This is a genomic window from Streptomyces sp. NPDC057428 (assembly GCF_042803195.1).
Lineage (GTDB): Bacteria > Actinomycetota > Actinomycetes > Streptomycetales > Streptomycetaceae > Streptomyces.
In genome coordinates, this window is record NZ_JBHVCT010000100.1 from 1 (window position 1) to 21,423 (window position 21,423).

The 21,423-nt window shown below is 67.8% G+C and carries 22 protein-coding genes and 1 pseudogene; 15 read left to right on the forward strand and 8 right to left on the reverse strand.

Annotation, left to right across the window (positions count from 1 at the left end; all coding sequences use genetic code 11):
* Positions 1–330 precede the first annotated feature (330 nt).
* Complete coding sequence (locus tag ACFU5K_RS27250; protein ID WP_384066276.1) at positions 331–1,029, reverse strand: SDR family oxidoreductase; 699 nt, start codon at positions 1,027–1,029, stop codon at positions 331–333.
* Between the two features lie 535 nt (positions 1,030–1,564).
* Here ACFU5K_RS27250 and ACFU5K_RS27255 point away from each other — a divergent pair.
* Both ACFU5K_RS27255 and ACFU5K_RS27260 read left to right on the forward strand, forming a co-directional pair.
* Positions 1,565–2,074, forward strand: coding sequence for a winged helix-turn-helix transcriptional regulator (locus ACFU5K_RS27255; protein WP_384066278.1), 510 nt, complete (start codon positions 1,565–1,567; stop codon positions 2,072–2,074).
* A 98-nt stretch (positions 2,075–2,172) separates the two neighbouring features.
* A pseudogene (locus tag ACFU5K_RS27260) lies at positions 2,173–2,415 on the forward strand (hypothetical protein); the annotation flags it as partial.
* A gap of 31 nt (positions 2,416–2,446) precedes the next feature.
* Here the strand turns inward: ACFU5K_RS27260 and ACFU5K_RS27265 are convergent.
* Positions 2,447–3,034: a TetR/AcrR family transcriptional regulator gene (locus tag ACFU5K_RS27265; RefSeq protein WP_384066280.1), complete on the reverse strand. Its 588-nt coding sequence runs from the start codon at positions 3,032–3,034 to the stop codon at positions 2,447–2,449.
* A gap of 164 nt (positions 3,035–3,198) precedes the next feature.
* Between ACFU5K_RS27265 and ACFU5K_RS27270 the strand changes: the two genes are divergently transcribed.
* From ACFU5K_RS27270 to ACFU5K_RS27295, 6 genes are all read left to right on the forward strand, one after another.
* A complete protein-coding gene (locus ACFU5K_RS27270) occupies positions 3,199–3,828 on the forward strand; it encodes an isochorismatase family cysteine hydrolase (protein WP_384066282.1) in 630 nt (209 codons plus the stop codon).
* Complete coding sequence (locus ACFU5K_RS27275) at positions 3,825–5,402, forward strand: aldehyde dehydrogenase (NADP(+)) (protein ID WP_384066284.1); 1,578 nt, start codon at positions 3,825–3,827, stop codon at positions 5,400–5,402. Before ACFU5K_RS27270 ends, ACFU5K_RS27275 begins: the two co-directional genes overlap by 4 nt.
* 64 nt (positions 5,403–5,466) lie before the next feature.
* Entirely contained in the window at positions 5,467–5,952 is a 486-nt protein-coding gene (locus tag ACFU5K_RS27280; protein ID WP_384066286.1) for a lipocalin-like domain-containing protein, read from the forward strand.
* Positions 5,953–6,400: 448 nt separating this feature from the next.
* On the forward strand, positions 6,401–7,921 hold the full coding sequence (locus tag ACFU5K_RS27285) for a GMC family oxidoreductase (RefSeq protein ID WP_384066288.1): 1,521 nt from the start codon (positions 6,401–6,403) through the stop codon (positions 7,919–7,921).
* Positions 7,922–8,334: 413 nt separating this feature from the next.
* Positions 8,335–8,709: a PadR family transcriptional regulator gene (locus ACFU5K_RS27290; protein ID WP_384066290.1), complete on the forward strand. Its 375-nt coding sequence runs from the start codon at positions 8,335–8,337 to the stop codon at positions 8,707–8,709.
* Positions 8,706–9,302, forward strand: a complete 597-nt coding sequence (locus ACFU5K_RS27295) for an HAAS signaling domain-containing protein (RefSeq protein WP_384066291.1) — start codon at positions 8,706–8,708, stop codon at positions 9,300–9,302. The genes ACFU5K_RS27290 and ACFU5K_RS27295 overlap by 4 nt, the downstream gene beginning before the upstream one ends.
* Before the next feature lie 64 nt (positions 9,303–9,366).
* On the opposite strand, the gene ACFU5K_RS27300 is transcribed toward ACFU5K_RS27295, so the two are convergent.
* A complete protein-coding gene (locus ACFU5K_RS27300) occupies positions 9,367–9,999 on the reverse strand; it encodes a hypothetical protein (protein ID WP_384066293.1) in 633 nt (210 codons plus the stop codon).
* A 104-nt stretch (positions 10,000–10,103) separates the two neighbouring features.
* On the reverse strand, positions 10,104–10,997 hold the full coding sequence (locus ACFU5K_RS27305) for a Bax inhibitor-1/YccA family protein (RefSeq protein WP_384066295.1): 894 nt from the start codon (positions 10,995–10,997) through the stop codon (positions 10,104–10,106).
* 384 nt (positions 10,998–11,381) lie between these two features.
* Between ACFU5K_RS27305 and ACFU5K_RS27310 the strand changes: the two genes are divergently transcribed.
* Positions 11,382–11,558 (forward strand): hypothetical protein, encoded by a 177-nt coding sequence (locus ACFU5K_RS27310; protein ID WP_384066297.1) that lies wholly within the window; start codon positions 11,382–11,384, stop codon positions 11,556–11,558.
* Between the two features lie 582 nt (positions 11,559–12,140).
* On the opposite strand, the gene ACFU5K_RS27315 is transcribed toward ACFU5K_RS27310, so the two are convergent.
* Positions 12,141–12,836, reverse strand: a complete 696-nt coding sequence (locus ACFU5K_RS27315) for a cytochrome b/b6 domain-containing protein (protein WP_384066299.1) — start codon at positions 12,834–12,836, stop codon at positions 12,141–12,143.
* A complete protein-coding gene (locus tag ACFU5K_RS27320; protein ID WP_384066301.1) occupies positions 12,781–13,506 on the reverse strand; it encodes a molybdopterin-dependent oxidoreductase in 726 nt (241 codons plus the stop codon). Before ACFU5K_RS27320 ends, ACFU5K_RS27315 begins: the two co-directional genes overlap by 56 nt.
* Positions 13,507–14,005: 499 nt before the next feature.
* On the opposite strand from ACFU5K_RS27320, the gene ACFU5K_RS27325 reads away from it, so the two are divergent.
* Complete coding sequence (locus tag ACFU5K_RS27325) at positions 14,006–14,569, forward strand: CGNR zinc finger domain-containing protein (RefSeq protein WP_384066303.1); 564 nt, start codon at positions 14,006–14,008, stop codon at positions 14,567–14,569.
* Between the two features lie 34 nt (positions 14,570–14,603).
* On the opposite strand, the gene ACFU5K_RS27330 is transcribed toward ACFU5K_RS27325, so the two are convergent.
* On the reverse strand, positions 14,604–15,071 hold the full coding sequence (locus ACFU5K_RS27330) for a sigma-70 family RNA polymerase sigma factor (protein ID WP_384066305.1): 468 nt from the start codon (positions 15,069–15,071) through the stop codon (positions 14,604–14,606).
* Positions 15,072–15,719: 648 nt separating this feature from the next.
* Here ACFU5K_RS27330 and ACFU5K_RS27335 point away from each other — a divergent pair.
* The 4 genes from ACFU5K_RS27335 to ACFU5K_RS27350 all read left to right on the forward strand — a co-directional run bounded on the left by ACFU5K_RS27335 (position 15,720) and on the right by ACFU5K_RS27350 (position 20,105).
* On the forward strand, positions 15,720–16,316 hold the full coding sequence (locus tag ACFU5K_RS27335; protein WP_384066307.1) for a hypothetical protein: 597 nt from the start codon (positions 15,720–15,722) through the stop codon (positions 16,314–16,316).
* Between the two features lie 134 nt (positions 16,317–16,450).
* Positions 16,451–17,290, forward strand: a complete 840-nt coding sequence (locus ACFU5K_RS27340; protein WP_384066309.1) for an alpha/beta fold hydrolase — start codon at positions 16,451–16,453, stop codon at positions 17,288–17,290.
* A 229-nt stretch (positions 17,291–17,519) separates the two neighbouring features.
* Positions 17,520–18,581 carry an NAD(+)/NADH kinase gene (locus ACFU5K_RS27345; RefSeq protein WP_384066311.1) on the forward strand — a complete coding sequence of 354 codons (1,062 nt, stop codon included), beginning with the start codon at positions 17,520–17,522 and terminating at the stop codon, positions 18,579–18,581.
* 300 nt (positions 18,582–18,881) lie between these two features.
* Entirely contained in the window at positions 18,882–20,105 is a 1,224-nt protein-coding gene (locus ACFU5K_RS27350) for an AI-2E family transporter (RefSeq protein ID WP_384066313.1), read from the forward strand.
* Between the two features lie 15 nt (positions 20,106–20,120).
* On the opposite strand, the gene msrA is transcribed toward ACFU5K_RS27350, so the two are convergent.
* Positions 20,121–20,633, reverse strand: coding sequence for a peptide-methionine (S)-S-oxide reductase MsrA (gene msrA, locus ACFU5K_RS27355; RefSeq protein WP_384066315.1), 513 nt, complete (start codon positions 20,631–20,633; stop codon positions 20,121–20,123).
* A 451-nt stretch (positions 20,634–21,084) separates the two neighbouring features.
* Between msrA and ACFU5K_RS27360 the strand changes: the two genes are divergently transcribed.
* Positions 21,085–21,207, forward strand: coding sequence for a hypothetical protein (locus ACFU5K_RS27360; protein WP_384066317.1), 123 nt, complete (start codon positions 21,085–21,087; stop codon positions 21,205–21,207).
* The last annotated feature ends 216 nt before the right edge of the window (positions 21,208–21,423 follow it).

Sequence of the window (21,423 nt, forward strand, 5' to 3'; positions counted from 1 at the left end):
TCGCCCTCGTCATGCTCACCCTCGCCGGAGACAAACCCACCCTCCCCGGCCGTCAAGTTGCTACAGAGTGACCCACACATACGGCAGGAGAGCCCAAAAAGGCCGATTCGAGCGCCTCCTGCGACCTGCCGCCACCTCGTGCCCCGCATCGCGCGGAGGTTCCGCAACGCAGGCACGCCCCGCCTCCGTCGCACCGTCAACCACGACCACGCCGCTTCCCGCGGCGCACATGGGCAGGGAGGGCATACGGATCGACGTGGCGTGCCCCGCCGCACCGACAGCCGCGCCGCCGAGGCCCGCTCGCTGCGGAAGTGTCCTGGCGGCGAGGGCTCAGAGGCCGGACGTCAGGCTGGGCGGCTCCGACAGCGCTGCTTTGACCGAACGAGTCTGCTCGTCGGCCAGGACCTCCAGCTGACCACGGAGCACGGCGTCCACGGTGAGCTCGGCGACAGTAGCGGCGCTGATCTTCGGCGCGTCGGTCCAGGCGCTGAGATCCGTATCGACGAATCCGGCATGCACTCCGACCACGAGAGTCCCCTGGCCCTGGAGCCCCTTCCGCAGGGCATCCGTCAGTGACCACTGAGCAGCCTTGGACGCCGCGTATCCGGCGAACTGCGGCTGTCCGGCCCACGACGCCACCGAAAGCATGTTGACCAGGGCCCCTCCGCCGTTGCGGGCGAGAATGGGAGCGAAGGCCCGCGACACCGCCCAGGTCCCGAAGTAGTTCACGTCCATCGCCTGCCGGGCACCGTCGAACGCCCCCTCCAGCAGTTGTGTGCCGGAGCCACCGACCCCCGCGTTGTTGATCACGATGGAGACATCTCCCGCGACTGCCGCGGCCGCGGCCACACTTTCCTCGTCCGTGACGTCGAGGCGAAGGGGGACGAGACCGGGATCCGTCACGGTGGCCGGATCCCGGACACCGGCGTAGACCTTCACGGCGCCCTGGTTGAGCAGCTCGCGGGCGAACGCGCGGCCGATGCCGCGGTTGGCGCCTGTAACGAGTGCGATCGATCCCTTGATGTCCATGGCACATTCCTCTCACGGCGGGCCTCGGTCAGGGGTGCCCGCCACACGTGTGATCCGCTGAATCGCTTGAACGAGGCCGGATGCGTGCCCCTCAGGGGCGCCGACCGAAGGGTGAGCCGCAAAGCGCCTCAATCCGACAGGACGGCACCACCGGATGGGACCTCCGTACGTTCGAGCCGTCGGCATACGCATCTCGACGACGCGAAGGCTAGCACTTGACTCTTTAATTTCAATCCAGAGTCCGGATCGCTGGGCGGCAGGCGGGCAGACGCGTCTGCCGGACCCCGGGGTGCGCACGATGCGCGATGCCGCCCAGGTCATGACCGGCCCCGGACGCACCCACGGACCAGTCGCGCTGAGAACAGGTTTTCCCCCGAGGTCTGACCTCGCAATCGAACCCGCATCGGCCGACCGGGCATCGGCCCCACCGATCGACACTCCTCACTTGCAAAGAGAAAGCCAAGAGGTACGCTGCCTGTCGGGAAGCGCGACGGCGGGACACAGCTGGTGAGTCCGCGACTACAGGAGGTGGACGGTGTCGAGCAGACGGCAGTGGTCCGGGTCCACGGACGACGACCCAGCCTGTTCCATCGAACGCAGCCTGCAGATCTTCGGTGAACGCTGGACCTTTCTGGTGCTCCGCGAGATCTTCGCCGGCAGGCACAAGTTCGCCGAGATCCAGTCATCCTTGGGCATCGCCTCCAATCTGCTCAGCACGCGTCTGAAGCTGTTGGTCGAGTCGGACGTGCTGTGCACCCAGACCTACCAGGAGCCGGGCAACAGACCTCGGAAGAGCTACCAACTGACGGAAGCCGGCCGCGAACTCCGGCTGACCCTCGCCGCGCTCCAGCAGTGGGGCGACGCACACCGCACCCGCCCCTCGGGACCCTCCGCGCTCCGTCGGACACGCCAGGACGGCCGCCCCGTCCACGTGGGGTTCCTCGACGACGAGGGTCGCGAAGTTCCGGACAGCGACGTACTCATGCTCGTGAACACACACCCGGCAGGCGAAGCGGACCGTCCTGACGTCGCGCCCCAGGCATGATCCCTGGATAGGCCGCCGGGACCGCACCGGCACCGCCTCCGGGGCTGACGAAGCACGGGTGGGCCGGGATGCGGTGGCGGGGGACAGGCCATTCGTACTGGACGGTGAGCGAGATAGGCATCCACTCGACCGGGAACTGCCCGGACGTCAGCTCCTGGCCCTCGGTCGCTCGCGCCCTGGACACCGCGTAGCTCGGGCGCCCGTCCGGCTTCACCTGCGACGTCTTGTTCCGGCGCTGCCCCGGATGCCAGGATCACAACATCGTGCGCGAGGGCGACTTCGTCTGCGTCTTCTGCGGCAGCGATCTGCCCGACGCCTGGAACGTCGATCCCATGGGATGACGCCTGGGTCACGACCCCTTGAGGATGGCAGTCACCCGGTCGGGGACGACACCCTGGCGGCGTATCGCTTGAGTTCTCCGGTGACCGTCTCCAGCAGTTCGTCCGACAGATCCGGGTCGGCCACGGCCCTGGACATGAGCACGGCGCCGACCAGAGCACTGAGCGTGAGCATCGCCTCGGCCCGGGCATCACCTGCCTGATCGTCGAGACCCTCGAGCAGTTCCAGGTAGGTACGAACCTGCTTCTCGTACGCCTCTCGAAGGTTCGGGTCGCGCCCCGCGTCGGCGCCCAGAGGGACCAGCGCACAACCGGTGGCAGGCGTGTCGCGGTGCGGCTTCGCCAGGTAGGCGTCGATCAGCCCCGCGCGTGGATCCTGCTCGTTCTTCCCCGCGGAGCGCTTCATCTTCGCCGTGCCCTCGGCAAGAGCAGCTGCCGAAGCCTGGACGATCAGGTCGTCGCGGGAGGCGAAGTGCTTGTAGAACCCGCCGTGGGTCAGACCAGCCTCTTTCATGAGGTCCGCCACGCCAGGACGGGTCACACCCTCCTCACGGACCTTGCGGGCTGCGATGCGCAGGATGCGCTCGTGGGTCAACACCTTCTCGGCCTGTGAGCGTCCCATGCCGACCACCTCCTTCGAGGGGTACTCGTCGTATCGGAATGCTAGATGATGCCCATCATACGCGACAGCCGCCTCCTGCTGTTCGAACGGTAGATCCTTGACATTCTGGATGATGCAAGTAATCTTCAATGTAGATGTTCGCCATCATCCAAATTGGAGCGTTCATGTCCCAGCAATACGACCCCCGTCACACTGCCGTCCTGCTCGTCGACCCCTACAACGACTTCCTGTCCGAGGGCGGAAAGATCTGGCCCCGCCTGAAGCCCATGGCCGACGAGACAGGCCTGCTGGATCATCTGCGCTCCGTGGTCGGGGCCGCGCGCGACGCCGGTTCGCTCGTCGCGTTCGTCCCCCACCGGCGCTGGGAGCCGGGCGACTACGAGACGTGGAACCACCCCAACCCCACCCAGCTCGGCATCATGGAGCGGCACAGCTTCGCGCGCGGGACCTGGGGAGGGGAGTTCCACCCCGACTTCCAGCCGCAGCCCGGAGACGTCGTCGTCGCCGAGCACTGGGCCCAGAGCGGGTTCGCCAACACCGACCTGGACTTCCAGCTCAAGCAGCACGGCATCACCCACGTGGTGCTCGTCGGCCTGCTGGCGAACACCTGCATCGAGTCCACAGGCCGTTTCGCGATGGAACTCGGCTACCACGTGACCTTGGTTCGCGATGCTACCGCTGCCTTCCTGCCCGAAATGATGCATGCCGCTCACGAGTTGAACGGCCCCACCTACGCCCACGCCATCACCACCACGGACGAGTTCACCGCCGCATTCGAGGGAGCACAGTCATGACGTTGACCGGAGAACTGCTGATCGGCGGGGCCCGGGTGCCCGCCACCGCGGGGGTCATGAAGGCCTTCAACCCTGCCACGGGAGAACTCATCGAGCCGGAGTTCGCCTTCGGTGGCCGAGCCGAAGTCGACCGCGCCCTCAACCTCGCCGACGATGCCTTCGACAGCTACAGCCACACCGGGCTGGCCGAGCGCGCGGCGTTCCTCGAGCTCATAGCGGACAAGCTCGAGGCCGGCAAGGACGAGATCGCCGCACGTACCGCTCTGGAGACCGGCCTGCCGGCCGCCCAGTTCGAGGGTGAGACGGTGCGGGCCGCCGGAGTGTTCCGCAAGTTCGCGACCGTGGTCCGTCAGGGGCGCTTCCTCCAGACGGCCATCGACACCGCCCAGCCGGACCGCCTGCCCTCACCGCGGATGGATCACCGGCTGCAGAAGGTGGCGCTGGGCCCGGTCGTGATCTTCGGGGCCAGCAACTTCCCCATCTCCTACTCCGTCGCGGGCAATGACACCGCCTCGGCTCTCGCCGCCGGCTGCCCTGTCGTCCTGAAGGCCCACAACGCGCATCCCGGCGCCTCCGAGATACAGGGCCGGATCATCCAGCAGGCCGTGGCCGAGGCAGGGCTGCACGAGGGGGTCTTCTCACTCGTCCGCGGGGACGGAAACGAGATCGGCGAGGCTCTGGTCGACCATCCCCTCGTACGAGCGGTCACCTTCACGGGGTCCGAGGCCGGCGGAATGGCCCTCTACCGTCGCGCTCAGCAGCGCCCCGACCCGATCCCGGTGTTCACCGAGATGACCAGCGTCAATCCGACCTTCGTCCTGCCCGCCGCCCTCGCCGCCCGCGGGGCCGAAATCGGCACGGGCCTGGTCCAGCGCGGCATGTACAACGTCGGGCAGGCTTGCCTCAAGCCCGCCATCCTCTTCGCCGTCGAAGGACCCGGCTACGCCGAACTGCGTGACGCGGCCGTCGCCGAGGTGGAGAAGGTGGAGGCGCGCCCCATGCTCACGACGGGCATCCACGACGCCTACACCCGGAACGTGCAGAGGATGGAGGACCACGGCGCCGCCCGACTCGGTTCCGGGGAAGCCCCCGTCCGAGCGGCTGACGGCCAGTCGCTGCTCCTCGAAGTCACCGGTGAGCAGATTCTCGCCGAGCCGGCCCTGCGCGAAGAGGTCTTCGGCCCCACCCTCCTGCTGGTCCGGCTGACCAGCACCGAGCAGCTGCTCGAGGTGGCCCGTGCCTTCCGCGGACAGCTGTCGGCCACCATGCATGCCGAGAGCGCCGACCGCACCGTCACCGAGCAGCTGCTGCCCGTACTGGAGCGCCGCACCGGACGGATCGTGTTCAACGCGTTCTCGATCCCGCAGGAAGTCAGCTACGCCTCCACCCACGGGGGGCCGTTCCCTGCCACCTCTGACAGCCGCTTCACGTCCGTCGGCATGGGCGCGATCGAACGGTTCGTGCGCCCGATCACCTATCAGAACTTCCCTGACGAACTGCTGCCGCAGCCGCTCCGTGAGACCAACGAGCTCCAACTCTGGCGGCTCGTCGACGGAGAGCTCACCCAGGGCTGATCGCCGCTCCCACCGCATAAAGGCTTCATCCGCTCCCTCTCGTCGCATGAAAGGAGTACCGACCATGGACACCACTGCCCCTCCCGCCGCAAGAGGTGAACGGGCGGCCCGCGAGCAGGTGCGCCAGAGGCTGCTCGGAGCATGGCAGCTCGTGTCGTACACCGCCAGAAGCACCGTTGGAGAGGTCATCCACCCTTTCGGGCTCAAGCCGCAGGGGCTGATCGTGTACACCGCTCAGGGATACATGTCGGCGCAGCTGGGACGCGGTGACCGCCCTCTCATGATCTCGGCACGGCTCGAGGACGCCGCGACCGACGAACTCGCCCGGGCGTCGGTCAGCTACCTCGCCTACGGCGGGCCTTTCGAGGTCGTCGATCCGACGACCGTCGCACACCACGTCACGACAAGTCTCTTCCCGAACTGGGTCGGACGTTCCCAGGTGCGCAAGGTGAGTTTCGCCGACTCGCTCCTCAAGCTAGGCGTCTCCACGCCCGTACGAATGTGGGGCGCAGACCGCACAGCCGAACTCACCTGGAGCAGGCTGGACTGACAACGCCCCGCGCCGAGCCCTCCTCCGCAACGTGTGACCACGCACGGTCAGCAGGGCTCGGCAGGGCCGTGCCCGCGTGTTCCGCGGGTGACCGCACCGCCCCCTGGCGCGCTCGCGCGCCCGCCGGACCGAGTCACACGCTCACCGAGCGCTTCCTCCAGGCCGCGAAGGGGGCTGGTGGTGACCTCCTTGAACCGTCATTCCGAATGAATCTGAAGGCGCCCGCGGAATGAATTCCGGGATGCGCCGCCATCGAACGCTTCGCCCGCACCCCTGCCTGTTCCAGCAGGTCAGTAGCGATATGAAGAACTCTCCACATCCCTCCTCCATCGGCCCGGAGAGCCACAAATCGGTGGTACCAATTTTTGTGAATCGCCGATTCACGCAATGGTACGGTTATTTCTGAGTCACCAATTCGAGCAGCCGCAAAGAGGAACAGGGGAATCACATGACCAGTGAGGGTTCGGCGTACGACGTGATCGTCGTCGGAGGTGGAACGGCCGGCTGTGTGCTGGCTTCGCGCCTGTCCGAGGACAAGGAGGTACGTGTCCTGCTGCTGGAGGCCGGGGCCTCGACCGCCGCCCTGCCGGACGCCGTGACGCAGCCGCCCTCCTGGCCGCGTCTCGCAGCCACGAATGCCAGCTGGGGGGACAAGACCGTGTCGCAGCGGGCCTCTGGCGCGCAGGTCGCCCTTCCCCGCGGCCGCGGCCTCGGCGGCTCGTCGGCCATCAACGCCATGGTGTTCGCCCGCGGACACCGCTCCAGCTACGACAGCTGGAGCGAACACGGCGCCAAGGGCTGGGCGTTCGACGACCTGCTGCCCTACTTCCAGCGCACCGAGACCGCGATCAGCGGCGCCGAGGGCAGGGGCACGGCCGGACCGCTGATCGTCAGCCCCGCATCCCGGCCGAACGACGTCCTGCTCGCATGCCTCGACAGCGCCGTCGAAGCGGGACACCGGCACGCCCACGACATCAGCGGCGGTCTTGAAGAGGGCTTCGCGGCCGTGGACCTCAACATCGTCGACGGGCGTCGGCAGAGCGCGGCGGACGCCTATCTGACACCGGTCATCGACCGCCCGAACCTGCACGTCGTCACGGACGCGGTCGCACACCGGCTGCTGTTCGGCGGCAAGCGCTGCACAGGCGTCGAGTACGGCGTCGACGGCCGGACCCACACCGCCACGGCAGATCGCGAAGTGGTCCTGACCGCAGGCACCATCGGCTCTGCCCAACTGCTGCTCCGGTCCGGAGTCGGCCCCGAGAACGACCTGCGCCAGGCACGGGTGGACGTCTTTCATCACCTGCCGGGCGTGGGCCGCAACCTCCACGACCACCCGCGGGCCAATCTCGTGTACCGCACCCAGCGGCAGGTGCCGCCGGCGCGCAACAACCACGGTGAGATCCTCGGCCTGTTGCGCAGCACCCCGGATGCGGACGGGCCCGATCTGCAGATCATCTTCATCGACATCCCCGTCCCCAATCCGATAGCCCCCGTGGAGAACGGCTTCACCATCGGTGTCTCGCCCATGCGGCCGGTCAGCCGTGGCTCCCTGCGGATCACGTCGGCCGACCCGTACGCGGCGCCCCTGCTAGACCCCAACTATTTCGGCGAGGAGCAGGACGTCCGGACGGTACTGTCCGGTATCGCGACGGCACGAGGCATCGCACGGTCGTCGTCGCTCGCCGAGTGGGGGATCGAGGAGGTCGGCCCCGGACTCGACGCCGCGGACGAGCAGTCGATCAGCGACTACACCCGGAAGCATTTCAGTTCCTACTGCCACCCGGTCGGCACCTGCGCGATGGGTGAGAACGAGGTGTCCGTGGTGGATTCCGACCTGCGCGTCAGGGGTCTCGACGGGTTGCGCGTGGCCGATGCCTCCGTCATGCCCTCGATTCCGTCCAACAACATCAACGCCACGGTCTACGCCATCGCCGAACGGGCGGCCGAATCGCTGCGCCGCGGCTGACCTCCGCTCGGTCGCGCCGTCGACCGCTACGCAGCACCGTGGCACCGGACCGCCCGGTCAGGGACTTCTGACCGGGCGGCCCGGTGCCTGCCGTACCCCTGCCTCGGACACGGCGTGTCGGTTCATCCGGCCGCCGCGAAGCTCTGGCCGACGGGGATCGGAACGATCCCGTCCACCTCCGGCTCCGTCGCGATACCCATGCCCTCCCTGAATCCCCCGCCTGCGAGCTTCCGTCCGAGCGCTCACGGCCACCGCGCCGACCGCATCCGGGGCCCGCAGCGCCGCCACAACGGCTCTGTCAGGTAGGAAGGTTGTGTCACCCGGGCCGCACGCGGCCCGGGGAAGTCGACTGCCATGGAGGGAATTCGCACCCCTCTCCCCGTTGTCTTGCCCCACCAGGTATCTTGCATCGCATGGAACCAGGTGATTCGACCAAGCAGGCTCGGGCAGCCGCCCAGCTCCGCAAGGGTGTCCTGGAGTACTGCGTACTCGCCCTGATGCGGGACCGCCCCCGCTACGGCGTCGAACTCCTCCACGCCCTGGAGGACTCCGGCGCCCTGGCCACCAGCCAGGGAACGGTCTATCCCCTGCTCTCCCGGCTCCGCCGCGACGACCTCGTCACCACCACCTGGCAGGAGTCCGCCTCCGGACCACCTCGTCGCTATTACGCGCTCACCGACAGCGGCCGGGCCGCACTCGACGAGTTCACCCGAGTCTGGCCCGGCTTCCGCAACGCCGTCGACACCTTCCTGACCACTCCGCACCCATCCACCGGAGACCTCGCATGAAGACAGCTGCCGACCCCGTAAGCGACTACCTCTCCGCCGTTGAGCGCGAGGCCTCCGCACTCCCCGCCGACCGCCGTCAGGAGCTCCTCGCCGATCTCGCCGAGCACATCGAGGTGACGCGCGCCGAACGCCCGGACGTCGCGATACGCGACATCCTCACGGAGCTGGGCGACCCCCGCGCGATCGCGGCGACTGCGCTGGCCGAGGCGGGGGAAGCGGCCGCCGGGGCATCAGCCCCGAGCAATGTCGGCGCGCCCTCCCGGCGCGGCAAAGTGCACCCCTTGGTACCGCTCCTGATGCTGACCCTCTCACTGCCCCTCATGATGATCTTCCCTGCCCTCCCCGGGCCACTGTTCGGCGCGCTGTTCCGCGTCGCCGGCGCGGTACTTCTCTGCACCTCCGTGCACTGGACAGCAGTCCAGAAGACCGCCGGCGCACTGCTTACCGCCGTCGTGCCGAGCGCGGTCATCGCCACCTGGAACCTTTCAGACGGCGGCCCGTTGGGCGACACCCCGGCCCTCCTGGCCAATCTGGCCATGCTCGCCCTGCTGGCCGCCACCGCAACATGGCTGTGGCGGGTCCGCCGCGCCTGAGAGGCGTCGGCGTCGCCCCGGTCACAGCTACGGAGGCAGGACCCGGTGCCGACGTGGCTCGGGATCAGGCCGGTTCGAGCAGGACGGCCGGGAGCATCCCGCTCACGATCGGATCCCGCGGCAACGAGAGCCCGAAGAACTCCTCGACAACTCCCAACGCCGCGCGGTGGACGTCACTTCGGTCCCGCTCCGGGGCCGGAAGGCCGGCGGCCGTGAGCCGATCATGCAGCACAGCGACTGTGCCGGGCTCGCCTTCGATCCCCTCGTAGCCCCACGAGGCGTCCAGATGCATATTGAAGGCAGCCAACAGCAGACCGTCATGGAAAGCGGCGAACCGGGGCGGCACCGGCTTGCCGTTCTCCTCCTCGTACTCCAGGAGACAAACATGCGCGCCGTCGCGCGAGACCGGCGCCACCGGTCCGAATTCGCCCTGCCAGCCGCCGTACGCGACCGCGTACGACCAGTCCCCCACGGAGCCGAGACGCAGCCCGACGTCGCCGTAATCGTCCATGAGTTCCAGGAGCGAGGTTCCGGTGTGGTCCCCGACCGGCACGACGACGTGCTCCGCTTCGTAGAGCAGGGTCGCCGCAAGACGCGTGGCGAGTTCCTGCGGGGATATCCCGCGGGCGGATACCACGTGATACCCGCCGAAAGCGATGGATTGCCGATCGGCCAGCCAGGTCGTTCCGTCTGTCATGGCCTCATCCTGCCCGCCGCCTCGGACAACGCACGCGCCCCCTCGGCACCCACGCGGTGCACAGGTGACGGACGAGTGACCCCGGACCGGCCGGCAAGCACCGGTCAGTAGACGTCGTCCTCCCGCACCAAGGTGAACAGGCGCACCGTTTCCACGTAGAGCCACACCAGAGTCAAGGTCAGGCCGAGGGCTGCTCGCCAGGACTCCTCCGCAGCGACGCCGTAGGTGACTCCGTCCTCGACCTGCTTGAAGTGCAGGGACAGAAAGGACGCTCCCATGATGACGCCGGCAACACCGAGAACGGCGCCGAGGACGCCGCTTCGGAAACCAAGACCATCGGATGTGGTGTAGGTGGAGAACAGCAAGTCGGCCGCAGCGAGCAGGAGAAGACCCAGAGCGGCGGCAGCGGCGAATCCCTGGAGTCGGCGAGCCACTCGGATCCAGCGCAGCCCGTACGCGATCAGCACACCGGCGAAGGCCGTCATCGTCCCCAGCACCGTCTGCACGACCACCCCTGCCGACATGTGCGTGGAGACGGTATTGGAAAGCACTCCGAGGAAGACACCCTGCACAGCCGCGTAGACCAGGATCAAGGCTGGCGAGGGCCGCCCCATGCGCGCCTGGAGGAGCACCAGGAGACAGGCCACCAGGGCAGCCCCACCGGCGATACCGTAAGACGCGCCCAGGTTCGTCGGGGCGACGGGCGGCACCGTCCACCACAGGACGGCCGTGAGCACCACGGTCGCCAAGGCTATGGCGGCCCGCCCGAGGACGGCGTTCATCGTCATCAGAGCAACGGACGGCTGCGGCGAGAGGGCGGTCGCGGCTTCCCGTCCCGGAGCCCGCCCAACGAGCGAACGGGCCTTCGCCCATCCTGCAGTCGGCACTCCACCGACCGGCCACCCAGCCGTCACCTTCCGCCCACGCTCCCGGCGGAACTCCTGGCGCGACAGGACCGGGTTGCTGCTCTTCAAAGAACGCTGTTCCTCCATGTACATCGCTCATCGCCTTTCCTGCGTGTGAGGAGACCGGTCGAGATCACGCTTCGGCGTTCTGGCGGACGAGCGGAGGGTCGCTGATGATGGGCACCCTCCGAGCCGAGAAGCCGACCCGGAGGCGGGCAGCGCCCGCCGCAACCGCGTCCGGGGCCCCTCCGTCACGGGCCTCACACGTGCCAGGTGAGGCGCTTTCCGGTCGGGATGCGAGGCGCACCTTGCGCAGGCAATTACTCTCGCACGAGCCCTCATCACCGGTCAAGTAGGTGACAATTAGATCACCGCCTTGACTGGTGACATGGCGCAGTGCATTGTTGTGCCAGTCAAGCAGTGCGGCGCATTCCGCCACTGACCCAGCGGAGGCTGACTGTGGGCACCGAAGGAACGATGGACGACTCTGCGACGGTACGTCAGGCCCGGTTCAGTCAGTTGCCCGAGCGCACGCGCTACGACGACATGGTCGAGGCCAAGCCCGCCGACCCGGGCGGCAAGGCCGGCCACATGTACAACCCCGAGGGGCAGTGGAACTTCTTCTCCTGCCTCGCCGCGGACCTGGGGCTCTGACCCCGGCCCGACCGCCACTCGAGCGATGAAGGTGCATGCCCCTTCCGCGCCGGGCAGCGACTGCGGGAAGGGGCAGCTACCCACCTCGTACCGCGTCGGACTTTCTCGCACCGATCGTGAACCCTCGAGGCCTTCCCGACCGTTCCCATGAAGAGAGACTCCTGCCGCCTGGCGTATTGGCTGGGCTTGGCGGCAGGACTGGGCGGCCGCCATCGCTTGGTCCCCCGCCTCGCGATGGCGGCCGCTGTTCAAGCCCCGTTCCGTCTCCCGGTGGTTACCTGCCGGGAGACGGATCCGGCACATCCACGGCTGACGTGGAACTCGACCGACCGACCGGCACGGCCCTCACGAGGGCCGGTCGAGGTCACACGCGTTCATCGAGACGGCACGTCCGATGAGCTCCTCCGGCAGGCCCGCTCAGTCCGCAGGTCACACAGGGGTCCGCCCGGGCTGCGTTCGGCGGACGTAGAACAGCTCAGGGCCATCCTCGTCAAGGCAGGTCCACCCATCGTCCACGGGTCCGTACTCCCAGTTCGCGCCGGAGACACTTCCTGATGTCGACGCTGCGAGGCCGGCCATTCGTCAGCCCACATCGCTCCCCGCCCGGCTGCGCTCCCCGCCTTCCTCCGTGAGCCACTTCGAGTGATGCGTCATCGCCCACCCGCGATCGACGTAGCCCGTGCGCATACCCGCCCTGGCCACCGGATCACCGTACGCCTTGCGCATGTGACCGATCAGGACGACGGTGATCGCCCAGGCCAGGACGTCATGGACGAAGATCGCACTGGTTCGGGAGATGAAGGGCAGCAGCCCCATGAACCACATCAGCAGACCGGTGAACATCATCACCAGTACCGCTCCCGCGATCCATCCCGCGTAGACCTTCTGGCCCGCGTTGAACTTGCCGGCGGGACGCGAGCCCGGGTCGGTGAGCCGTCCGCGGACCGCGCGGAGCCACCGACCGTCGTACGCCGCCCAACGGTTGATCCTGTGCAGGTCGGCGCGGAACGCCGGGGAGAACAGACCGAGGAGGAAGGGCGCCGGCAACAGAATGCCCGACCACTCGTGGACAGTGATCACGAGGTGGCGTCGGCCCACCAACTGGGCGACCGGCCCGAGATACAGGCACGCTGCGGACACCAGACACAGCAGCATCAGCCATCCGGTGGCACGGTGCACCAGCCGCTCGGCGCCGCTGAACCGGGAGATCTTCTCTGCGCGTTCAGGCTGCCTGACCACCGCGCCGGTCCTCTCCGTCGAGCCAGCCGTCCACCGCATATCCGCGTTCCTCCCAGTAACCGGGTACGACCTTGTCGGTGACCGAGATGCCGGAGAGCCACTTGGCCGACTTGTAGAAGTACATCGGTGCGACGTAGAGGCGGACCGGCCCGCCGTGTTCGTGGCTGATCGGTTTGTCCTGCATGTTCAGTGCCACCATGACGTCGGACCGCCGCGCCTGCTCCAGCGTCAGGCTCTCCGTGTACGCGCCGTCGAAGCAGGTGAAGCGGATGGCCTTGCCCTCGGCCCGCACCCCTGCCGCATCGAGGAGGTCCGCGAGCTTCACCCCGTCGAAGGGCGTGTCCTCCACGCGCCATCCGTCCGTACACAGCACGTCGTGGACGACGCGCGTCCGGGGCAGTGCGCGCAGTTCCTCCAGCGAGTAGGTCTTCGGCCTGTCCACCAGGCCGTCGATCCGCAGCTCGTAGTTCGTCTCGTCCTTGCGGGGCACCGAACCCACGATGCTGTAGTAGCGGAAGCCGCCTGGACTGGGCAGCAGGCCGGTGATCCCGGTCGCGTCGACCTGGGACGCCTTGGCGAGGGTGCTCTCCCAGCCCCGCTGCAGATAGGGCGCGGTGGCCAGCCCTGCGGCTCCGGCACCGAGCATGCCCAGCAGTGCCCGCCGCCCGACGGGCGCGCCACCAGCGGATTTGTCCGCCTTCCTTGCCATGTCCAGCCCCTCATTCGATGGAGTGACGTTCGCGACCGTCCGTTCCGCCGTGCCGTGGGACGGCCACGCCCGTGCGGGCGGTGGCAATGGGCGGGACGGAGGGGGCGAAGGCGAAAACGGGTGCGACTACCGCGGAGACCGCGGACGATCGCACTGCGCCGCCAAGATCATCACCTCTTTGACCGGTGACGATAGTTACATGGTCCTTGATTACCAGTCAAGCAGGTGACGGACTCGGCGCACGACTGGGCTCGTCGAGCCGGGGCAGGACGGCAGGACGGCAGGACGGCAGGACGGCAGTCGAGGGATACCCCTCGAACAACGTGGGGCACGAGAGTGCCCGGTCGACAACCTCGCAATCTCGCAGCAGGTCGCCGCCAGACGTCCACCGTTCGGCGTGGCCCGCGCGTGCGCATCGAACCGGAGTCGCATGCCGGATAACCCGGATAGCAGAGTGCCGCTTCTTGCGGGCCGATAAGTCACCTGCCAAAATGGTGATATGAATCTAGACCATGTCTTCGTCTGCGGGAACCCCGCCCTGGACTTCGCCGCCACGCTCCGCGCACGCAGGTCGCTGCGCTTCGAGATGTTCGTGTCACCCGACAGACTGGACGCCTGGTTCCTGGAGTCCGGCATCGTGGACGCGATCTCCCCGGCCGAGCAGGCGGACGTCGAGGAGGCGAAGGTGCTGCGGGAGGCCGTCTACGAGCTGGTGACCGCCCGTCGTCTCGAGGAGGAATTCTCCGCCCGAGCGCTGGACGCGGTGAACGGGACGGCCCGCAAGCCTGCGGCCGCGCCTCAGCTGACCCATTCCGGGCGCTGGACGGAGGCGACGCCGGGGGAAGCCCTCTCCACCATCGCGCGGCAGGCGGTCGAACTCCTCAGCGGGCCGGACGTACCGCTGCTCAAGGAGTGCGGGAACCCCCAGTGCACACGCATCTACGTCGACCGCTCCCGGGGCGTGCGGCGGCAGTGGTGTGGCATGGACTCATGCGGGAACAAGATCAAGGCAGCCGCCTACCGCGCGCGCAAGAAGAGCGGGCAAGCTGCAGCTTCGCACTGACGCGCGCCTCGGCCCTCGGCCGTCGAGGCCCGGTTCAGGCGGCCTCGACACCGGCTACGGTGCGCAGTTTGCGGAGCGCGTTGTGCTGGCGCGACTTCACTGTGCCCGTCGGCACTCCGAGGATGCCGGCGGTCTCCTGGATGGTGCGGTCGCACAGGTATATGTGCACAAGCACGGCGCGGTGCTCCGGTGAGAGCCGAAGCAGCAGTGGCTTCGCGACGAGCGAGTTGTGTACCGCGTCCGTGCCGTCACGCACGAAGGCCGGATCGTTGTACGTGGCCCCCACGACCTCCTTGCGCGCATGGGGCTTCCGCACCAGGTCGATGACCAGGTGGCGTGTCACGGTGAACAGCCACCCCCGGACCGATCCCTCGGTACCGAGCAGACGATCCACGTTCCGCCAGGCTCGTATGGCGGTTTCCTGTACGACGTCCTCGGCGAGCCCGCGGTCACCGAGCATTCTCTCGGCGTATGACACCAGACCGTCGCGATGCTCTCTCATGATGGTCCCGAGCTGGTCCGACCGGTTTGCTGGCGTGGGGGGTGTAGCCATTGTCTGAGCCATTCTGGTTCTCTGTCGTGCCGCGAACAGAGGCCGGTGCAGCCCCCGCATCCGCACCATAGGCAGAGGCTGGTGCCAGAAAACTGCCGCTTTTGTGTCGCCGCGATGCCGCGTTGTACCGCAACGGTGATGCGGCACGTCATCACGCGGCCCGGCGGCCCGGCGGCTGCGGGTGTGACGACCGTGTGGCCCTCCCCCACACCGGTCTCCGCAGGGGGCGGGCCGTCTTTTCCCTGCAACCGGGATCGCGCGACGAGTACGATGGTCACTCGGAGAAAACGTATCCACCAGGTATGGATACCGCGGGATGCCGGCGTCAGCGCAGCGCCGACGCCGCCCCCGACCGACAGTTCGGCATTGTCCTCAGCGACGTACGCCGAAGGCGCCTACAGTCGCTGCGCACACTCTCCAGCCGTATCAAGACTCACGCATATGTCTCGTGCCGCTGACGGACGCATGACGGTATTCGCATGAAAGCGGCACTCTCGGCCCAGCTGAGCACCTTGGAAGCGTTAGTGGGCTTCGATACACGTCACGGACGTGGGTACCATGCGCAACGTCATCCACATTTATAGGGAGTGAACGGTTGTGCCCAGCCAATCAGCCGCCACGCTCCGCTCGCGGTACGTAGAACAAGCCGCGTCGGACCTGGAGCAGAATCGCCGCCGACAGCAGGAACTGAGCGAGAAAATCAAGATGTTGCAGCAGGAGGAGAGTCTCCTGGTCGACATCCTGAACCTCGCGAAGCGTTTCGAGCGTTCGTCGGACGCACCGTCGTTGCCCGGACAGGCACAGGCGGGAAGCGCCCGGCCCGTATCCGAAGCGGCCGAGCCGCTCGGTGGTGGGACCGGGCGTCCCGCGAAGGGCGCGGAGACGCAGCCGCGCAAGGGCGCCGCACCGAAGGCTGTCGGGCGGGGGATCTCCCGTCAGCCTCTTCTCGGTCGCGTCCTGATGGACCTGCTCGGGACGCACGACGAACCGCGTCTCGCAAAGGAGTTGCGTGACGAACTACTGGAGAAGCATCTGGATCGGACGCCGACACCCCAGGTCGTACGCAACACCCTGGAGTCGCTGGTGGCGAAGGGCCGGATCCAGCGCCACAAGCAGAAGCGATCCGTGATGTATTCCCTCGTCGAGCGGAGCCCGCGAAAGATCGCGGCGAGCGCGTCCGCCGACAAGAGTTGACGCAGCGAGTGCATTTGTCCGCGGATTGAGGCGACGGCCGGCTCCCGGCCCCGGCGTTCGGGGTGTACGTCCCGGCAGCCTCGTGTCGATGTAGAGGACCCTACACACGATGCGGAGCCCCCACATGAGCACCGATGCGATTCCGGCCTCTTCCGACCCTCTTCCCCGGCTCACACTCCTTCGAGGTGGGTGGCATCGCCCAGCGCTATCACGTGCACGGCAGCGGACCCGTCTGCGTGGCCCACCCCGGAGGCCCCGGCATCAACTGGGCCTACTTGCGCACACCGGCCCTCGAGGAACACCTCACCATGGTCTATGTGGAGCCGATCGGGACGGGAGCCTCGGGGCGTCTCCCGTCCCACCCGCACGGATACACCAGGGAGCGTTACAGCCGCTTCCTGGAACTCCTGATCAACAACCTCGGCGTATGCCGGGTACACCTTCTGGGGCACGCGCACGGTGCACTCATCGCCGCCCACCACGCCGTTCACCGTCCCGAGCGGCTGGCGGGCGTGGTGCTCTACGAGGGAGCCCCGGCCACCGGCCACGGGTACGCCGATGGCACAGGCCACGAATCTGAGCAGGCCGTCGCCGGCCGGACCGCCGGTCCCGTCCTCGCGGCGTCCGAGGCGGTGCCCTGCGTCTCCAGTCTCGACGAGGACCTCACCCCGGACACCATCGACGATCGCGCCTCGCTGAGGGGTCTGACAGTGCCGGCAATGGTCATCCTGGGCCGCAATGACGTCAGCAGCGGTAGTGAATGGGGTCGGGAGGTCGCCGAAGTCATACCCGGCGCGCGGCTGCTGGTGCTGAAGGACGGCGGGCACTCGGCGCACGTCGATGAAACGGCGTCGTTCACCCGCGCCATCCGCGACTTCGTCCAGGACGTGCCGGCCGTCCGGACCGCGGGACGGACAGTCGTCGCGACGGGCCGGTCCGCTCACTCACCGACGGCGCGGCGGGCTCGTGGCTGAGTCGCGGAAGTACGCCCGGGCCGACGGCTCCGACCGCCACGACCATGTCGCTCGCCGCTCTCGTCATCTCCCCCGTCGTAGCACTCGGCGCCTTGCGGACCGTCTGATCTGCGCCGCCGCCCCGGCCGGGCCGATGGGGTGGCCCACGGTCGTACGCGCGCGCGTCGCCTGACAGACGTCGCACCCGGAGGAGAGGGTGACCCGTCGCCAGTCGGCAATGGAGGGAACTATGACAGTCGGCCGTATCGGGATGGTCGTGCACGCGGGACGCGCACAGGCCATGGAAGCTGCTCGAAGCGTCCACGCCTGGTGCGCGGAACAGGGTGTGCAGTGCACCGACATCGACGTGTGGCAGGACAGCGGCCGGCACAGCGCCGCGGAGGAGATCGAAGCCGCGGGCAACCCCGAGCTGATCGTCACCCTGGGGGGCGACGGCACCTTCCTGCGCGGTGCACGGCTGGCCTCCGAGAACGATGCGCTCGTACTGGGAATCGATCTGGGCCGCGTCGGCTTCCTGACGGAGGTGTCGGCCACAGCCGTGCGCTCGGCGCTGGACGCGGTCCGCGACGACGACGTCGAGATCGAGCAACGCATGCTGCTGACTCTGCGTGCTTCCCGCCCCTTGGCAATCCCGGAGGGGATGGCGACCCTCCTCTGCTACGGCCGCGGCCCCCTCCTGCCTCCGCCCCGGGTACGCGACGACTGCGAGACCGGCAGCGAGTGGGGAGTCGCACTGAATGTCACCGCGCTCAACGACGTCGTCGTGGAGAAGCTCTCCCGGGACCGGCAGGTGTCGGTCGGCGTCTACCTGGCCGGCAGGCTCCTGGCGTCCTACTCCGCCGACGCACTGCTGGTCGCCACACCGACGGGTTCGACCGCTTACAGTTTCGCCGCCGGCGGCCCCGTCGTCTCACCGCGCGCCGAGGGACTGATCTTCACGCCGGTCGCTCCGCACATGGCTTTCAACAGATCGGTCGTGGCCGCACCGGACGAGCCCATCGCCCTGCGGCTGCTCGAACGCTCGGGTCAGGCCGCGGTCAGCGTCGACGGCCAACTGCGCGGCGTACTCGATCCGGGCGACTGGATCGGCGTCTATGCCGCCCCTCGACGGCTGCGCTCCGTGCGGCTGGGACCGATGGACTTCTACGGGCGTCTTCGCGAGCGGATGAATCTGACCGACGCGCCTGCCGCACTCGCCGACGGTGAGGCCGCCCCGCTCTGGCCACGGTCAACGCCTCCCCCTCCGGACCTGGCTCATCTGGCGATGCCGACCTACCCGACCGCGCGGTGACCGAGGCCGCCGACGGACGAGTACCTGGCATCGGGGACGGTGTCCCCAGTGGTGCTCCGGCGCCGGTGGAGCGATTCGGTTCGCACGGCTGGATCCAGCGCACGGCGGCGCGCCGGACGCGCTCTCTCCTGACCCGATGGAGTGATCCACCGCCCCTACCGCACCAGGGGGCAGGCTGTCGGTCACAGCCTGGTATTGAATCTCATCCTACTTACGGGAGATAGCAGGCTTACTCACCCACAGGAGCGGAGCGGGGCACCTGTCGCAACAAAGCTCCTCATCTGAGAAACAGGTGCGGCCGTGCGGTTCAGGAATTGGTTCGAACGCCTCCGTTCCCAGGAAGAGGGGAGGCGAGGGCGACCGGATGTGGCACAAGCCGCCCCGAGAGCCACGACCGCCCCGCCCCACCCCTCAGCTCGTGCAGGCGTCGGGCAGGAGCCCGCGGCGGCGGTGATCCCCTGGGGAATTCGCGTAGCGGCGGAGGCCGGATGGCGCCTTCTCGTCATCGCGGCCGGTCTGTGGGTGCTGGGGCAGGTCATCAGCGCCGTCCACGTCATCGCTCTCTCGCTGGTCGCGGCCATCCTCATCACAGCGCTTCTCCAGCCGACGGTGGCCCGCCTCAATCGACACGGCGTGCCCCAGGGATTCGCCACCGTATTGACGGCACTCTGCGGATTCGTCCTGTTGGGACTCGTGGGGTGGTTCGTCGTCTGGCAGGTCATGGACAATTTCGACGACCTGTCCGGCCGGCTGGAGGACGGGGTCGACGATCTCAAGCGCTGGCTGGTCGACAGCCCTTTCCACATCACGGAGAAGCAGATCGACAGCGCCACGGACCGGATCGGCAAAAGCATCAGTTCCAGAGGCGGGCAGCTCACCGACGCCGGCATCCAGGGCTTCACCGTTGTCGTGGAACTGCTCGCCGGAGTTCTGCTGACCCTGTTCTCCACGCTGTTCCTGCTGTACGACGGAGCGCGCATCTGGACGTGGAGTCTCAAACTCGCTCCGGCCAGGGCCCGCCCCGCCCTCCGCGGCGCTGGTCCTCGCGCCTGGCACACCCTGACCGCCTACGTACACGGCACCGCAACCATCGCGTTCATCGACGCCGCTTGCATCGGCCTGGGGATCTACATCCTCGGCGTCCCACTCGCCCTGCCGCTCGCCGTCATCATCTTTGCCGCGGCGTTCGTGCCACTCGTCGGAGCGGTCGTGTCAGGGGCGCTGGCAGTCGTGGTCGCTCTTGTCGCCGAAGGCGTGTTCAAGGCGCTCCTGGTCCTGCTCATCGTGCTCGCCGTACAGCAGCTCGAGGGGCACATCCTCCAGCCGTTCATCCTGGGTCACGCCGTCCGCGTGCACCCTCTCGCGGTCATCCTCTCGGTGGCGGCCGGCGGCTTCGTGGCGGGCATCGGCGGCGCTGTCGTCGCGGTGCCGCTCGTGGCCGTGACCAATACGGTGGTCAGCTATCTGATCCGGCACGGCGACCGGTCGGATGCCCCGGCCGCCTCCGGAAATCCGGGCGGTTAGCTGGTCAGCGCCGTATCACGCTTCCGCGCGCTTCGGCAGCTTCCACCCGGGGCGGGGGAAGTGACACGTGTACCCCTCCGGGTACTTCTGCAGGTAGTCCTGGTGCTCCGTCTCGGCTTCCCAGAATTCCCCGGCCGGTACGACCTCGGTGACCACCTTTCCGGGCCACAGACCTGAAGCGTCCACATCGGCGATGGTGTCTTCCGCAATGCTTCGCTGCTCATCGTCGAAATAGAAGATGGCGGAGCGGTAGCTTGCACCGATGTCGCCACCCTGCCGGTCCTTGGTGCTCGGGTCGTGAATCTGGAAGAAGTATTCCAGGATATTGCGATAATCGGTCACTGCGGGGTCGAAGGTGATCTCGATCGCCTCGGCGTGGTTCCCGTGATTACGGTAGGTTGCGTTCGGCACATCGCCGCCGCTGTATCCCACGCGGGTTGCGGTCACCCCCGGGAGCGCGCGAATCAGGTCCTGCATTCCCCAGAAGCAGCCCCCGGCCAACCACGCCTTCTGTTCAACGTCGCCCATAACCTGTGTCTCTCTTTCAGCTCAGCAAAAAAATCAGTGGTACATACCACGACCGTGCGCACCGGATCCGCTCGGACCGCGGCAATCCTTCACGGGCACTTCGCGGGGGCACCGGAGACGAGGTCGGTCACCCCGGGGCCGTATCCGAACGACACCACGGTCCCCGCCCAAGCCAGGATCAGGCAGGCGTTGGCCCACCTGTGCCCCGTGTCCGTGCGGCTCCAAAATACTCCCGAGGTACTCCGGCCCAGCGGACGTTCACCCGGGGATGAGACCGGGTGGGCGCTCCGGGGATGGTTTGGCGAGGATGACATCTGCGACCAGTCCCTCCGGACCGGCATCGCGGAAAGCCGTGTTCGCACCCGTGTCTGTTCAAAGCCCGGGAGGCACCGGATATTCCGCGGCCGACGTGGCGGCCACTGAGCAGACACCCCCTGCTCATGGGCAAGGCGTGGAATCTGGCACTGAACACGGCTCCGAAGATGCCGGGGACCCCGAGTTGTTCGCGGCCGACTTCGAGACCATCACCTCCGTCGTCGAAGGAAGCAAGGAACAGATCGACGCCGTTCCGTGACGAAGGCCCGGTGCGGGAATGACCCCGAGGAGCCGAGGCGCCGGGCGCACGTTCACCCCAACAGATTAGTCCCGCTGTCCGTGCCCGTCATATCGACTGCAGTGCCGTCGCTATGCCTACTGCCGTGCCGATCGCTCGATCGTGGCATGACCCGGGCCGGCTCACCCACTCCCCGGCCGGCCGGGGAGTGGGTGAGCCCTGTCTCTTATACACATC

Bases quoted from the DNA above. Each gene is read 5' to 3' on its own strand.
- ACFU5K_RS27345 (WP_384066311.1), top strand. From the start codon at position 17,520: ATGACAGTCGGCCGTATCGGGATGGTCGTGCACGCGGGACGCGCACAG.
- ACFU5K_RS27290 (WP_384066290.1), top strand. From the start codon at position 8,335: ATGGAACCAGGTGATTCGACCAAGCAGGCTCGGGCAGCCGCCCAGCTC.
- ACFU5K_RS27330 (WP_384066305.1), bottom strand. From the start codon at position 15,071: ATGAGAGAGCATCGCGACGGTCTGGTGTCATACGCCGAGAGAATGCTC.
- ACFU5K_RS27295 (WP_384066291.1), top strand. From the start codon at position 8,706: ATGAAGACAGCTGCCGACCCCGTAAGCGACTACCTCTCCGCCGTTGAG.
- ACFU5K_RS27265 (WP_384066280.1), bottom strand. From the start codon at position 3,034: ATGGGACGCTCACAGGCCGAGAAGGTGTTGACCCACGAGCGCATCCTG.
- ACFU5K_RS27285 (WP_384066288.1), top strand. From the start codon at position 6,401: ATGACCAGTGAGGGTTCGGCGTACGACGTGATCGTCGTCGGAGGTGGA.
- ACFU5K_RS27305 (WP_384066295.1), bottom strand. From the start codon at position 10,997: ATGTACATGGAGGAACAGCGTTCTTTGAAGAGCAGCAACCCGGTCCTG.
- ACFU5K_RS27310 (WP_384066297.1), top strand. From the start codon at position 11,382: ATGGACGACTCTGCGACGGTACGTCAGGCCCGGTTCAGTCAGTTGCCC.
- ACFU5K_RS27275 (WP_384066284.1), top strand. From the start codon at position 3,825: ATGACGTTGACCGGAGAACTGCTGATCGGCGGGGCCCGGGTGCCCGCC.
- ACFU5K_RS27340 (WP_384066309.1), top strand. From the start codon at position 16,451: ATGCGATTCCGGCCTCTTCCGACCCTCTTCCCCGGCTCACACTCCTTC.
- ACFU5K_RS27315 (WP_384066299.1), bottom strand. From the start codon at position 12,836: ATGCGGTGGACGGCTGGCTCGACGGAGAGGACCGGCGCGGTGGTCAGG.
- ACFU5K_RS27325 (WP_384066303.1), top strand. From the start codon at position 14,006: ATGAATCTAGACCATGTCTTCGTCTGCGGGAACCCCGCCCTGGACTTC.
- ACFU5K_RS27270 (WP_384066282.1), top strand. From the start codon at position 3,199: ATGTCCCAGCAATACGACCCCCGTCACACTGCCGTCCTGCTCGTCGAC.
- ACFU5K_RS27300 (WP_384066293.1), bottom strand. From the start codon at position 9,999: ATGACAGACGGAACGACCTGGCTGGCCGATCGGCAATCCATCGCTTTC.
- ACFU5K_RS27280 (WP_384066286.1), top strand. From the start codon at position 5,467: ATGGACACCACTGCCCCTCCCGCCGCAAGAGGTGAACGGGCGGCCCGC.
- ACFU5K_RS27320 (WP_384066301.1), bottom strand. From the start codon at position 13,506: ATGGCAAGGAAGGCGGACAAATCCGCTGGTGGCGCGCCCGTCGGGCGG.
- msrA (WP_384066315.1), bottom strand. From the start codon at position 20,633: ATGGGCGACGTTGAACAGAAGGCGTGGTTGGCCGGGGGCTGCTTCTGG.
- ACFU5K_RS27250 (WP_384066276.1), bottom strand. From the start codon at position 1,029: ATGGACATCAAGGGATCGATCGCACTCGTTACAGGCGCCAACCGCGGC.